Here is a 14074-nt window from a genome sequence, read left to right as displayed (position 1 = left end):
GGCCAAGGCTCCAATGTGACCCAATGGTAACGGGACAGTGACCTTTTCACCAGCTTATCAATAACTCAGTATCTTTTAACTTAACAGTTTTCATTAGTAGGCAACTGAAAAACGCTGCTGGATATGTTGAGGCTGCTCCAGCTCATTGATCATTGCTATGGCGTAATCCTCTAGGGAGATGCGGCTACGGCCATCCCTATCCACCATCAGCTGGTCGCCTCCGAGACGAAAATGACCAGTGCGCTCGCCGGGCTCGATCAAGGCGGCGGGGCTCAGGAAAGTCCACTGTAGCGTATTTTCCTGCTTTAGTCGCTTGAGGGCATCAAGGGCACCGAGAGCTGAGGCTTTCCATTCCGGTGGAAATTGGGGAGTTTCCAATAAGTGCACTCCTGGAGCAACTTCAAGACTGCCGGCGCCACCAACAACTAGAAGGCGATCTATCCCCGCCTCTTTGCAGGCGTTGAGAATTGATTCGAAGCCTCGCAGGTAATAGCCGTGAATATCCTGTTGGGCGTGGCCGCTAAAAGCACTGATCACCGCATCGTGGCCTCTCAATAAGTCGGCAAGCTGCGTAGTGTTTAATACGTCGGTCTGGGTTGCGGTTAACCTCTCCTGGGTTTGTAGCTTCTCGGGGTGGGTAACCAGAGCTGTGACCCGGTGCCCTCTTGCCAAGGCCTCGACCAACAGTGCAGAACCGATAAAACCACTGGCACCGATCAATGCAATATTCATGCGTTCAATCTCGGGGTGTCTTTGTTGGGGATGCCAAGCAGTTTAGTTTTGTATTGCAGTATTTATGGGATAGTTAATAGTGCTGGAGCAATAAATTTCTGTTGGCCGATGGCAGTGCATTGGCTGCTATGGGAAGCCGTCAATGCGGTGCCTGTGGTTAATCTTTTCGTTATGCGGACGCTCATGCTCTCAGTGCTTGTCTTCACGAAGGGTGTAAAGGCCCTGTTTGAGCTTTAACAGGTGCTCTTGCAACTGTGGTCCTTTACGCTGGGCTACGCCAATTGCGAGCACATCAATTACCACCAGGTGGGCGATTCGAGAAGACAGTGGCGTGTAGATCTCGATATCCTCTTCTACATCCACCTCCAGTGGAATACTCGCCTGCTGGGCTACCGGGGAGCCACTTGGGGCCAGGCCCACGACCAGAGCGCCCTGCTCTTTTGCCATGCTCATGGAGCGTAACAGTGCTTTGGTCCGCCCACTCTGGGAAATAGCCACCACAACATCCCCTGGTTGCATCGACATAGCCGACATATTTTGGATGTGATGGTCGGAGTGTGCGGCAGTAGCCAGTTGCAGGCGAAAGAATTTGTGCTGAGCATCGGCAGCGACAGCACCGGAGGCACCAAAGCCGAAGAATTCTACCCGCTTGGAGGCGGCCATGGCGGTCACAGCGGCTTCCAGTGCGCGGTCGTCAATCCTGTCGCGTACCTTCAACAATGTATCCACAGTGGAATCGAATACTTTGCGCTTGTATTCAGCAATTGTGTCGGTCTCGGTTACTGCAATCTGGCCAAAACTGGGGCTGGAGGCCAGCTGCTGGGCCAGGTTCAGCTTGAACTCCTGGAACCCCGAGCAGCCTACTGCGCGACAGAAACGCACTACCGTGGGCTCACTTACCTGGGCCTCGGTGGCCAGGTCAACAATACGCATATGAATAATTTCATCCGGGTTGGCGAGGATATACTCCGCCACCTTGCGCTCAGATTTGCGCATGGATGACAGTTGTTCGCTGATTTTTTGCGTGACTTCCGCTGGTTTCACAAGACTACCTTCGCTATGCCAGATGGCGCAGTGTAGCGGCTGTGCCCCCCGCTGGCGAGCGGCTTTGCGTTGTCAGGATGGGTAAAATGCTGTTTATTTACACAGGTCTCGCACAGCAGCTCTGGTACAATCATCGCCCATGGACGTATCTCAGATTTTAGACCCCCTCAACGACGCCCAGCGCGAAGCAGTAGCAGCCGCGCCCGGCAATCAATTGGTTCTGGCCGGTGCCGGTTCGGGTAAGACCCGGGTGCTGGTGCACCGCATCGCCTGGCTGATGCAGGTGGAAGGTGCCTCGCCCTATTCCATTATGGCGGTGACCTTTACCAACAAGGCGGCCCGCGAGATGCGCGCTCGTATCGAAGAGCTGCTGGGGGTGAATACCTTCGGCATGTGGGTGGGCACCTTCCACGGCCTGGCCCATCGCCTGCTCAAAGCCCACTGGCAAGAGGCCAGGTTGCCGCAGAACTTCCAGATCCTGGATTCCGACGACCAGCTGCGCCTGATCAAGCGGGTACAGGCGGATCTGGGGCTGGACGATAAAAAGTGGCCGCCGCGGGAAACCCAGTGGTGGATCGGTGCGCAGAAAGATGAAGGCCTGCGCCCGCAATATATCAATGCTGGCGCCGACCCATGGTTGCAGACCATGGTGCGGATCTACTTTGCCTATGAAGAGGCCTGCCAGCGTGGTGGGCTGGTGGATTTCGGTGAGCTGTTACTTCGCGCCCATGAACTCTGGTTGAATAACGACGCTATTCTCGCCCATTACCGCCAGCGCTTTCCCTTTATCCTGGTGGATGAGTTCCAGGATACCAACACGATTCAATACGCCTGGTTGCGTCTGCTTGCTGGTGAGCAGTGCCATATCACAGCTGTGGGTGACGATGACCAGTCCATTTACGGCTGGCGCGGTGCCAAGATCGAGAATATTCAGCACTTTTCCACAGACCTGAAAGAAGTCCAGACGGTGCGCCTGGAGCAAAACTACCGCTCCACCTCCACCATTTTGAATGCGGCCAACGCGGTGATCGCCAATAACAGTGGCCGTCTGGGTAAGGAGTTGTGGACCAGGGGTGAAGAGGGTGAGCCCATCGCCGTCTACGCGGCCTACAACGAACAGGATGAGTCGCGATTTATTGTCGAACGCATCAATGACTGGGTGCGCGATGGCAACCGCCGCGACAGCATTGCCATCCTCTACCGCTCCAACGCGCAATCCCGGGTACTTGAAGAGGGGCTTCTGCGCGAGCAGGTGCCCTACCGCATCTATGGCGGCCAGCGCTTCTACGAGCGCCTGGAGATCAAGAATGCCCTGTCTTATCTGCGCCTGATTACCAACCGCGATGATGACACTGCGTTTGAGCGGGTGGTGAATACGCCGACCCGTGGCATCGGTGCGCGCACGGTGGAAATGGTGCGCTCCTATGCCCGCGAACAGGGCTGTTCCCTGTGGCAGGCGGCCAAGCTGATGTTGCAGCAGCGGGTATTGGCCGCTCGCGCCGGCAATGCCCTGCAGAGCTTTCTGGACCTGATTAACCAGCTGGCAGCGAATGCAGAAGATAAAGAGTTGGATGCTATTGCTGAGGGTGTGATCGAGACTAGCGGCTTGTTGGAATTCCACGGCAAGGAAAAAGGTGAGAAGGGCCAGACGCGGGTGGAGAACTTGCAGGAACTGGTGACTGCCTGTCGCGCTTTCTCTGGTGTGGACCTGCCCGAAGGGGAGGAAGATGAGGAGGAAATTCCTCTGCTCAACCAGTTCCTCGACAGCGCTGCCCTCGATGCCGGTGAGGGCCAGGCAGATGAGTTTGAGGAGGCGGTTCAGTTAATGACCCTGCACTCCGCCAAAGGCCTGGAGTTTCCCCTGGTATTTATGGCGGGTGTGGAGGAAAACCTGTTTCCCCACAAGATGTCCGCGCAGGAGCCGGGTCGTATGGAGGAGGAGCGCCGACTCTGCTACGTGGGAATTACCCGCGCTATGCGCAAACTGTATATCACCTACGCAGAAAACCGCCGCCTGTTTGGCAGTGAGACCTATAACAGCCCCTCACGGTTTATTGGTGAAATTCCAGCTAATTTGGTGCACGAGGTGCGCCTCAAGACTGAGATTTCCCGGCCACTATACCAGGCGGATTATGGCAAAGTTGGTCAGTTTTCCGACCCGGCCCCAGACTTTGATGATTTGCCACCGCTCGCCCTGGGAGGGCGAGTGGAGCATGCCAGATTTGGTGAGGGCACCGTAGTGCAGTTTGAGGGTAATGGCCCGCGCGCACGGGTACAGGTGAACTTCGATGATGCCGGCAGTAAATGGCTGGTGGTGGCTATGGCTAAATTGCAGCCGCTGTAGACCAAGGGTCTGGAAAACTGAATCTATTTTGAAGAAGCAAATCTCACGTGGCTCCAGTATCACTGGAGCCACGATAATTAAAGTTAGCTAGCTGACAGTCAGCGCCTTACAAGAAAAACGATAATTAGAAGCGATGAAAAAAATTAATTGGTACCCCGCCGTTATTTTGGGCCTTCTCGCCCTGCTGGTAATTACCTTTGCCGCGCTGGTAACTTCCCGTGCGGCTCAAGGGCCTCAACAACACTTTTCTGATACTGGTGATAAAGAATTGTTTGAGTGGAAGCTGGTTACTACCTGGCCAAAAAACTTCCCCGGCCTGGGCCAGGCACCGGAGCGCTTCGCCAAAGAGGTAGAGCAGATGTCTGCTGGCCGTCTCAAAATTAAGGTCTACGGTGCGGGTGAACTGGTGCCTGCATTGGGGGTTTTCGGTGCTGTTTCCGAGGGTGCGGCACAAATGGGGCACGGTGCAGCCTATTACTGGAAAGGCAAGATTCCGGCGGCCCAGTTTTTCACTGCGGTACCTTTTGGTTTGAATGCCCAGGAAATGAATGGCTGGCTCCACCACGGCGGTGGTTTGGAACTCTGGGAGGAGATTTACGCGCCTTTTAATTTGATACCCCTGGCAGGTGGTTCCACAGGGGTGCAAATGGCGGGTTGGTTTAATAAGCCGATTAACTCTGTCGAGGATTTGCAGGGTTTAAAAATGCGAATTCCTGGACTGGGAGGTGAAGTATTAAACCGGGCCGGCGGCACGGCCGTCACGATTCCTGGTGGTGAGCTTTATACAGCGTTGCAGACTGGCGTCATTGATGCGACCGAATGGGTTGGCCCATACAATGATCTAGCATTCGGCTTTCACCAGGTTGCCGAGTATTATTACTATCCTGGTTGGCATGAGCCTGGCTCGATGATGGAATTTATTGTCAATAAAAAAGCCTTCGATAAATTGCCTAAAGACCTGCAGGCAATTGTGCGCGTGGCAGCCCGGGAAGCAAACCAGGACATGCTGGATGAGTACACTGCGCGCAATAACCGAGCCCTGCGTGAATTAGTGGAAGAGCACGGTGTAAAGCTCAGGCGTCTACCGGATGAAGTACTTTCTCATTTAAAGCAAATCAACACGCAAATTATGCAGGAGACTGCAGACAAGGACCCTGAGTTTGCCCGTATCTATAAAGCCTTTAAGGATTTTGAGCGGGATGTACGGCCCTACCACCAGATTAGTGAAGAGGCTTATTACCAGGCGCGAGAGCTGGATAATGAGAACAGAAAGGATTAAATGGGGATAATGAGGGGGAAGCTGTGTACCAGACTGTTCCCCGCAGCGATTCAGTGAGCGACTTCTTGTGAATAACTTAAGGCAGTGGCCTGGTATGCCCACTATCGTCAATAGCGACAAAAACAAACTCACCTTCAGTGACCTTCACCTGCTCACCGGAATCAACCCGTGTCAGCCACACCTCAACCATAGTCCTGATCGAAGAACGACCCACTTCGATAGCCTCTGCATAGCAGCTGACTGTGGAGCCAACAGGTACCGGGCGTAAAAACACCATACTGCCTACCGCAACGGTGGTTACCCTGCCCCGTGCGATACTTTGGGCGAGGATTGCGCCGGCCAGGTCCATTTGCGACATCAGCCAGCCAGCAAATACGTCCCCTTGGGGATTGGTATCACGGGGCATGGCCAGGGTTTGCAGGGTTAGCGTACCTGTGGGTTGCGGGTTTTCATCTAGGGCTGAAAGTGCGGACATCGACTGCTCACAGATTGTTAGAGTTATTGGGTACTACTTCTGGGAAGGTGGCGCATTCTAGCACAAATTGCGCAGTAATTGACCAGTGTTATCCAGAATTTGCTGGAGAAAACTGGCGATCCTGCTTCCCAGCCACCACCCCAGATGGCCGGGAGACTAGTGATCTGGGCCTTACAAAGCCTCTACTTCCAGCAGGTTGTCGTCTGGGTTTTTATCAATCATCTTGATGTAGGGGTCAATTCCAGCGATGCTCGGTTTGCCCTCCACTTCAAACTCCAGCACGGTGGTTTGCTCGCTGATCTCCTGTTTGGCGAAGTAGAGCACGTTTTCTGAATTAAAGTTCTTGTCGGGATCTTCCTTGAAAATGGCGATATCTATCCGATTATTCATTGGGATTTCTTGTTCCTGGCCCTCCCCATCGGCCTCGAACTTGTGAGCTTCCAACTCCAACAGAACGCGATAGTTACCATTATCCAATAGCTCAGAGGTGGCCTTTGCGATCTTCAGGTCAAAAAGAACTACCCTCTCCAGCATATCGGTGATCAGTTCCTGGTGAGATGCTTCGGCGTGCGCTCTGAGCCTTGCCACCAAATCCATACTGGTGGGATAGGGGTCACTGGAGAACCCTTTATCTTTCAGCAACGATGCCAAGGCCGCATTTATGGCATCTTCACCCATGGCATCTTTGAGGGCGTACATGGCTACAGAACCCTTTCGGTAGTGGATATAGGGTTGATTTTCATTGTGAGTCAGGGGGAGTTCCTCAAGGAGTTCGCTACCCCGCGCGCTCAGGTAACGGTCAAGCTCATATTTGAGGAAGCGACGTATTTTTTCCGGACCGTATTCCTGCTCCATAACCATCAGTGCGGAATACTGGGCCAGGGTTTCGGAGAGCAAAGTGGCGCCTTGCACGTTGGCTCCGACCAACTGATGTGCCCACCACTGGTGTGCAACCTCGTGGGCAGTCACATAGAAGACGTAATCAATTTCATTCGGGTCGCGGAGATCGGCGACAAAGCCGATGGATTCTGAAAAGGGCACGGTGTTGGGAAATGCCTGGGCAAAACTTTCATAACCCGGGAACTCAACGATACGCAACTGGCGATATTGATAGGGACTGAAAGCCGCACTGAAATACTCCAGGGATTTCTTCACACTTTCAATCATACGGTCCACGTTGTAGTCGTGAGGCTTGTGATGGTAGACCTCAATGGCTACATCCTTCCACTGGTCTTTAACTATGGTGTAGTCCGCAGAAAGGTAGGAGAAAAAATTGTGAATCGGGGCATCCATCTTGTAGTGGAAATAGTGGCGCTTTCCCTCCTGCCAGTCTTTTTGCAGATAGCCGGGAGCCAGTGCTACTTGTCCCACTGAGGTACTGACCGTGGTTTCAAAGTTAATCCAGTCGGAGTCGCTGCGCAGGTAGGACTCCCGGTAGTGATCTGTATCCTCCAGTTTGGGCATTCGCTGAGGCGGGGGTAGATCGTACTTCTTGCGCAGGTGACGGTCAGTTAATTCAATATTGCTGTTGTAACCGATAAAGGGCATCGCCTCAAAGTTATTAAAGAAAGTACCGTTTTGCACAATAGTGGTGGAGGAGCCGGAGTTCATAAAGCCACGGCTGATCCTGCTAAGATCAAACTCCAGTGTAAGTGCCTCTCCGGGTTCCAGGGGTTGCTCCAGTTCGAAGAAATAATGGCCGAATTGCTCATCCTTTTCGCGCAGTTTGGCCTGACTCAGGGATAGCTGGTTGACCGTGAGACCGCGCTCCAGTCCGATGGCTACTTCATTGATAGATTTATCGCGCTTATTCATCAGGAAGTAACGCCCACGCACTTCATAGCGGCGTTCATCGGGGAAGATATCCACATCTACATTGACATCGATGATATGTGGCGCTGGCTTGTCTTCCAGGGATTTGTACTTTTTCTCGTAGTCTGCGGCTAGCTGCTCGCGATCCTTGCTGGTTTCATAGTCGTTGAGAATATTAGTGTTGTAGAAAATAAAGGTTCCACTGGCAACAAACAGCAGGAAGGCTGTAATACCAGCTAAACGGCTGGGCAATCCCAGCTGGAAGCGTAGGGCTTTGAGCCTGCTCGTTAGTGAGGCCAGGGTGCCCCGCTGCCAGAGCCCATAACTCAACATTGCTAATATCAGGCTGAAGCTTGTCCAGTAAAATGCAAACCAGGCGCGACCCTGTTCAAAGTGACCATAGCCATTCATATCCGAGTAGGGAGCAGCATTCCAACCGGCGAACTGATAGAGGTTGTGCTCAAAACCTAAGATGTCGAGCACTATAGAGCTGATCAGGTAGCCCACCATCAGCAACATGCCGAGGAATTTATTACGGGTAATTACCTGGACAAAGATAGAAAGAACAGCCATCAGGTAGAAGGGCATTGCGAATTGGTACCAGAGACCATAAAAATAAAGCCCTGGCTCGAGGGTAGCGTGCCCCTTGCCCAGCTGTACAGCGACAGTGGTCAGCATACTGGCAATCAATATACCGGCTAGAACCACCAGCATTGCAATAAACTTGCTTGCCACAAAAACCCAGTTCGGTGTGGGCACTGCATCCATAATTTCATGGCAGCCGGTCTGGCGTTCGCGCCATACTAATTCAGCCCCATAGTAGATCAGAATAATCATCATGATCAGGCTGAAGGCGCCCTGTATCAGGCTTATCATTGAGCGGGTAACAGGGTAAACCGAGGTACCGAAAATTGCTTCCAGGTTAAGGGAAGCACCCAGTACGTTGAGAACACCAATTGCGAGAATTACCCAAAAAGCCAGGCTTTTTACCACAGCTTTGACTTCAAAACCGCTGCGTACCCGGAATTGTTGCCAAACAGCGGTTGCGCCAAAAGTAGGAGTGATTCGCGGTATTGGCTTATTGTAACGAAGCTGTTCCTCAGTTTGATTCTCTATTCTGTGACGACGTGACCAGAGTGGTTTGCGCTCGGCAAAAGAAAAGCATCTATAGCCCAACCCGATAATAAGCAAACTGGCGATGAGCCATATTATGCGATTGGTTAGATACTCTCCCTCCAGGGCAACCATGGAAGTATTGCGGTCGAAGGCGGTCCAATAACGAGTGGCATTATCGAAGGCGCCGAGACCGAAGGGGTCGGCCAGTGCGGCGACACTGCGATAAGCGGGCTCGTCCATCATCCCCTGACTGGTAAAATAGAGAACCAGAAAAGCAATCAGCCCCAAGTAGGTGGCCATCATGCTGCGAGTTACAGCTGCCAGGCTAAAAAACAGTGCGCTGCAAAACAGCATGGTGGGAAGAATGAGTGCGAATAGTGTTTGTAAGTAATGAGATATTTGTGTTGGACCTAACCGTTCCGGGTCCAGCCAGGGCATCCAGGAACCGAACAGCATACCTAGGGCAGAGGCTGAAAATGCCAGGAAAGAAACAGTAAATGACCCTGTGAAGCGCCCTAGTAAATAATCGCGCTTGCTGATAGGGGTACTGAAGACGATACCATCCATTTTCATATCACGATCACGCAGTACCGGGTTGGCTGCGAATGCGGCGGTAATAAAAATACTGAACAAGCTCATGATCAGTAGGGTTTGCATGATCGCAAAAGGGGAGTTGATTAGGGTGCTGCCGCCGGCACCGCCGATTTGTATACTGTTGGAGGCAGTGGCGCCAAATGTCAGAAGGAAAAAAACCAGGCTGGTGACATAAAACACCGGCTGGCGCAGTTGATAGTGAAATTCAAACTTAGCAATAGATAAAAACATGTCGATACCCTCCCCCGCCTCAGGCGGCGCTAGCCACTCGAGATTCTTCATCACTGAAGAGGGTGGAGAAGTAGACATCCTCCAGGTCGGGTTGCAGTTGTTCAAACCCTTCACCCGGTTGAGATTCCGCCAGTATATGTACAACATGACGGCCGGCTAATAGGCGAGTGGAAATCACATCGAATTTATTACGGCACTCTTCCAACTCTGATTTATTGACGATACGCCGCCATACGCGACCTTGCAGCTTGGAAGTCAGCTCTTCAGGTTTACCTTGTGCAACAATTTTTCCAGCTGCGAGAATGGCCATATTGGGGCACAGATCGGCAACATCTTCCACAATGTGGGTGGAGAGTATCACTACTACATTCTCGCCAATTTCGCTGAGCAGATTATGAAAGCGATTGCGCTCCTGTGGGTCGAGTCCAGCTGTGGGTTCGTCGACAATAATCAGGCGCGGGTCGCCGATAAGGGCTTGGGCAATGCCAAAGCGCTGGCGCATACCGCCGGAGTAACCGCTCAGATTTTTCTTGCGATCACGAAATAAATTGGTTTGGTGCAATAAGTCAGCCACCAGCTCGCGGCGTTCCTTTCGATTGCTGATACCCTTAAGTACCGCCATATGATCAAGCATATCTTCGGCACTGATTCTCGGATAAACACCAAAATCCTGTGGCAGGTAACCTAAAGTACTACGGATTTTCTGCGGATTGGTGGCCACATTGATTCCATCAAAAGTGATGAATCCACTATCGGCGAATTGCAGAGTGGCGATGGTACGCATCAATGAGGACTTGCCGGCCCCATTGGGTCCGAGCAACCCGAACATTCCCTTTGGAATATCCAGATTGACGTTTTTAAGCGCGTGTACGCCATTGTCATAAGTCTTGGAAAGACTAGAGATCTTCAGCATTTTTAATTCCCTTTTAATATTTATTCATGTTCTTAATTCTTTTTAAGAATCGATAGACTGATTTCAGAGTTCTTGATTCCCTATTTGTTATCTTTATTTGTTTCGAGTGTCGATAGGTGCGTTTCACCGTCAATATATAGACAGTTACACCAGGTTTTAAATCGTTAATGTAACAGGAGTATTTTCTGAAAAGAGGGATGACAAGGTGTAGTGAAAGTTTTAAAAGACAAATAGTTTGATGTTTCTGTAGTTAAGTGCGGAGTGTGGAATTGACGATAGAGACTGAGAAGGGGCGGCGCAATTGAGCCGGCCCCTTTTATTTTTAACAGGTGTAAAAATAGGGTATGTACCTGTTATTTTTGAATAATCCCTGGCAGCCAGGTTGCCAGAGCTGGCCAGAGCGCCAATAGACAAAGTAAAAAAATCTGGATGCCAATAAAGGGCGCAACACCACGGTATATAGCGGAAGTAGCTATTGAGCTGGGTGCGACACCGCGTAGATAAAAGAGGGCAAAACCAAACGGTGGTGTCAGGAATGAAGTTTGCAGGTTAATGGCGATCATAATGCCGAGCCAAATCGGGTCGACTCCCATTGCTAATAAAACTGGCCCTACAATAGGTACCACTACAAAGGTGATCTCGATAAAGTCGAGAATAAACCCAAGTAAGAAAATCACCAGCATTACCAATAGTGTCGCCCCTACTACGCCACCGGGCAGGCTGTGAAAAATACTGGTTACCAATTCTTCGCCGCCATAACCGCGGAAGACCAGAGAAAACAGCGAGGCTCCGATTAGGATTGCGAAGACCATCGCTGTTACTTGTAGGGTGCTTCGCCCAACCTCCCCCGCTCGTGCCCAATTCAGGGCACCACGGCTATAAGCCAACAAACCTGCGCCCAGTGCACCTACTGCAGCGGCCTCTGTGGGAGTTGCTGCACCGGTAATAATGGAGCCCAAAACCACCAACATCAGGGCAATAGGAGGAAAAAGGCTGCTAATCAACGGCCAGACTTCCAGTGCCTCCTGTTCGGTGGAGGGAGCTTTCGCCGGTTCGCGGCGGGCCATGAATAACAGGTAAATAATGTAGGCGGCTACCAGCAGTAAGCCCGGGATAATTGCCCCGATAAACAGGTCACCGACGCTGACGGGCTTGGGGTTAAAGATTCCGGCAGACAGCTGTGCCTGTTGGTAGGCATTGGAGAGAGTATCTCCCAGTAATACCAGCGCAATAGATGGAGGGATAATTTGCCCGAGGGTACCGGTGGCACAGATGGTACCGGTGGCGAGCTTGGGAGAGTAGCCCTGTTTCAGCATGGTGGGCAGGGACATCAGACCCATAGTTACTACCGTGGCACCCACTATTCCGGTGCTGGCGGCGAGCAGTGCACCAACCACTACTACAGAAATGGCCATTCCTGCCCGCGCCCCCATAAATACCTTGGTTAGGTTGACCAGTAAATCCTCGGCGATTCGGGCGCGCTCCAGTATCACACCCATCAGCACAAATAATGGCACGGCCACCAGGGTGCCATTTTGCATAATGCCGTAGAGGCGATCGGGAAAGGCGCGCAGCAATTCTGCATCAAAGACGCCGTACACAATACCCAGGCCAGCGGTGATTAGCGCTGTTCCACCAAGAGTGAAGGCTACCGGATAGCCGAACATCAACATTGCACAGACAGCGGCGAACATCAGCAGGGGGATTAACTCCATCATGCCTCAGCCTCCTCTGCTTGCCTTAGTAACCGGGGCTTGGCCGAGGCCTTGGTTGTCGGGGCTGGCGTTTCCATCAGTTGCAGGAGGGCGCGCATAAACTGGGCTGCGCCGGCCAGGGCTAGGGTAATTGCCGCAAGAGGGATCAGGCTCTTCAATAGGAATACCCCTGGCAGGCCGCCGGCATTGGCGCTGTCTTCAAGCACTGACCAGCTGTTCAGTACAAACTGCCAACTGCTAATCAGCATAAAAGTACAAATTGGTAATAAAAAGATGAGATAACCTACGGCGTTAACCCAGGCCTTGCCCCTGGTCCCCATGCGCCTATAGAGGATGTCTACCCGCACATGGGCATCAGTTTGCAGGGCGTAGGCCAGGCCGAGCATAAAGGTAGCACCGTGCAGATAGACTACGGATTCCTGTAGGGCGATAGAGCCGCTATCGAAAAGATGGCGTAGTGCCACGACACAGCTTTGCAGTAAAACCATGGCCCAGGTAAACCAGGCCAGCAGGTGACCGGTGCGACTGGACAGACTCTCCAATGCACGGGCTCCACGCAACAGAAAAGGCATGGGGGCTTCTCTCTTTACATCTTATTGTTATCTTGGTTGCACGAAGGTTACCGTTTTGGCAGTCCATGCACCAGCGAGCCATATTTCAAGCTGTCATCTTTTTGTCATCTTTTGTTCATAGAATCGTCACCCGTTGTTCCTAGCATCGCCGCGTGAAATAAAAAACACTCATCGGAGTTCCACATGAACAAGCAAATTCTGGCCACTTCCCTGGCGGCATTGACCCTCGCCACCTCTCAGGTGGCTATGGCGGCTCGCGACTACATCAGTGTTGTCGGTTCCTCTACCGTTTATCCTTTTACTACTACTGTGGCAGAGCGCTTCAGCCGCGCTACACAGTTCAAAACCCCGGTAGTTGAATCCACGGGAACTGGCGGCGGTATGAAGTTATTCTGCCAGGGCGTTGGCGAGAGCACTGCAGATATCACCGGTGCATCCCGTCGTATCAAGCAGTCCGAGCTGGAAATGTGTAACGGCAACGGCGTTGATGTTGTGGAAGTCCAGATCGGCTACGACGGCATCGTACTCGCCAACGCAAAGAAAGCAGCTCCGTTTGAGCTATCCCGCAAGGATATTTTCCTGGCTTTGGCTAAAGAAGTACCAAACCCTAACGGTTCCGAGACCCTGGTGGCCAACCCTTACAAGACCTGGAAAGACGTAAACCCGGCTTTGCCCAATACCAAAATTGAAGTTCTGGGCCCGCCCCCCACTTCCGGTACCCGCGATGCCTTTGCCGAGCTGGCGATGGAAGGTGGCTGTAAGAAGTTTGGCTGGATCAAGGCCATGAAGAAAAAAGACAAGAGCGCTTACAAGGCGATTTGTCACAACGTGCGCGAAGATGGCGCTTATGTAGAAGCTGGTGAGAACGACAATCTGATCGTGAACAAGCTGGTTGCCAACCCGAATGCCCTGGGCATTTTCGGCTTCAGCTTCCTCGATCAGAATGCCGACAAAGTACAGGGCTCACTGATTGAAGGTCAGGCCCCGACTTTCGATTCTATTGCTGATCAGAGCTACCCGGTATCCCGCCCGCTGTTTATCTACGTGAAGAAAGCGCATGCTGACGTAGTACCGGGCATCAAGCAATTCCTGGCCGAGTTCACCAATGAGCGCACCTGGGGTGATGAAGGTTACCTGACAGACAAAGGCATGATCCCGTTGCCTCAAGAGAAGCGTCAGCAAATTGCTACTGACGTTCGCAAGCTGAATGCACTGAGCAATCTCGCTGCAAAATAACTATATCCTGG

The 14074-nt window shown here is 52.2% G+C and carries 10 protein-coding genes; 3 read left to right on the top strand and 7 right to left on the bottom strand.

Annotated elements, in window-relative coordinates:
• Positions 1-93 precede the first annotated feature (93 nt).
• Both ACJJI7_RS06575 and hexR read right to left on the bottom strand, forming a co-directional pair.
• Positions 94-732 (bottom strand): NAD(P)-dependent oxidoreductase, encoded by a 639-nt coding sequence (locus ACJJI7_RS06575; protein WP_282952071.1) that lies wholly within the window; start codon positions 730-732, stop codon positions 94-96.
• A gap of 189 nt (positions 733-921) precedes the next feature.
• A complete protein-coding gene (gene hexR, locus ACJJI7_RS06570) occupies positions 922-1776 on the bottom strand; it encodes a transcriptional regulator HexR (protein WP_020413930.1) in 855 nt (284 codons plus the stop codon).
• Between the two features lie 139 nt (positions 1777-1915).
• On the opposite strand from hexR, the gene uvrD reads away from it, so the two are divergent.
• Both uvrD and ACJJI7_RS06560 read left to right on the top strand, forming a co-directional pair.
• Positions 1916-4120 (top strand): DNA helicase II, encoded by a 2205-nt coding sequence (uvrD, locus tag ACJJI7_RS06565; RefSeq protein ID WP_444902437.1) that lies wholly within the window; start codon positions 1916-1918, stop codon positions 4118-4120.
• Between the two features lie 133 nt (positions 4121-4253).
• Complete coding sequence (locus tag ACJJI7_RS06560) at positions 4254-5399, top strand: TRAP transporter substrate-binding protein (RefSeq protein WP_444902438.1); 1146 nt, start codon at positions 4254-4256, stop codon at positions 5397-5399.
• A 76-nt stretch (positions 5400-5475) separates the two neighbouring features.
• On the opposite strand, the gene ACJJI7_RS06555 is transcribed toward ACJJI7_RS06560, so the two are convergent.
• The 5 genes from ACJJI7_RS06555 to ACJJI7_RS06535 all read right to left on the bottom strand — a co-directional run bounded on the left by ACJJI7_RS06555 (position 5476) and on the right by ACJJI7_RS06535 (position 12827).
• A complete protein-coding gene (locus ACJJI7_RS06555; protein WP_020413936.1) occupies positions 5476-5874 on the bottom strand; it encodes an acyl-CoA thioesterase in 399 nt (132 codons plus the stop codon).
• A 171-nt stretch (positions 5875-6045) separates the two neighbouring features.
• Positions 6046-9627: an ABC transporter permease/M1 family aminopeptidase gene (locus tag ACJJI7_RS06550; protein WP_282952072.1), complete on the bottom strand. Its 3582-nt coding sequence runs from the start codon at positions 9625-9627 to the stop codon at positions 6046-6048.
• A gap of 19 nt (positions 9628-9646) precedes the next feature.
• Positions 9647-10540, bottom strand: coding sequence for an ABC transporter ATP-binding protein (locus ACJJI7_RS06545; RefSeq protein WP_020413938.1), 894 nt, complete (start codon positions 10538-10540; stop codon positions 9647-9649).
• 353 nt (positions 10541-10893) lie between these two features.
• On the bottom strand, positions 10894-12258 hold the full coding sequence (locus ACJJI7_RS06540; RefSeq protein ID WP_020413939.1) for a TRAP transporter large permease: 1365 nt from the start codon (positions 12256-12258) through the stop codon (positions 10894-10896).
• Positions 12255-12827: a TRAP transporter small permease subunit gene (locus ACJJI7_RS06535; RefSeq protein WP_020413940.1), complete on the bottom strand. Its 573-nt coding sequence runs from the start codon at positions 12825-12827 to the stop codon at positions 12255-12257. Before ACJJI7_RS06535 ends, ACJJI7_RS06540 begins: the two co-directional genes overlap by 4 nt.
• Positions 12828-13010: 183 nt before the next feature.
• Between ACJJI7_RS06535 and ACJJI7_RS06530 the strand changes: the two genes are divergently transcribed.
• Positions 13011-14063: a PstS family phosphate ABC transporter substrate-binding protein gene (locus tag ACJJI7_RS06530; protein ID WP_020413941.1), complete on the top strand. Its 1053-nt coding sequence runs from the start codon at positions 13011-13013 to the stop codon at positions 14061-14063.
• Positions 14064-14074: the final 11 nt, after the last annotated feature.

This window comes from Microbulbifer variabilis, assembly GCF_056232115.1.
The sequence above is the reverse complement of the archived record's forward strand: the minus strand, read 5'-3'. Positions and strand labels throughout refer to the sequence as shown.

Coding starts and splice junctions, on each gene's coding strand:
- ACJJI7_RS06560 (WP_444902438.1), top strand. CDS start 4,254: ATGAAAAAAATTAATTGGTACCCCGCCGTTATTTTGGGCCTTCTCGCC.
- ACJJI7_RS06535 (WP_020413940.1), bottom strand. CDS start 12,827: ATGCCTTTTCTGTTGCGTGGAGCCCGTGCATTGGAGAGTCTGTCCAGT.
- ACJJI7_RS06540 (WP_020413939.1), bottom strand. CDS start 12,258: ATGATGGAGTTAATCCCCCTGCTGATGTTCGCCGCTGTCTGTGCAATG.
- ACJJI7_RS06550 (WP_282952072.1), bottom strand. CDS start 9,627: ATGTTTTTATCTATTGCTAAGTTTGAATTTCACTATCAACTGCGCCAG.
- ACJJI7_RS06575 (WP_282952071.1), bottom strand. CDS start 732: ATGAATATTGCATTGATCGGTGCCAGTGGTTTTATCGGTTCTGCACTG.
- uvrD (WP_444902437.1), top strand. CDS start 1,916: ATGGACGTATCTCAGATTTTAGACCCCCTCAACGACGCCCAGCGCGAA.
- ACJJI7_RS06555 (WP_020413936.1), bottom strand. CDS start 5,874: ATGTCCGCACTTTCAGCCCTAGATGAAAACCCGCAACCCACAGGTACG.
- ACJJI7_RS06545 (WP_020413938.1), bottom strand. CDS start 10,540: ATGCTGAAGATCTCTAGTCTTTCCAAGACTTATGACAATGGCGTACAC.
- ACJJI7_RS06530 (WP_020413941.1), top strand. CDS start 13,011: ATGAACAAGCAAATTCTGGCCACTTCCCTGGCGGCATTGACCCTCGCC.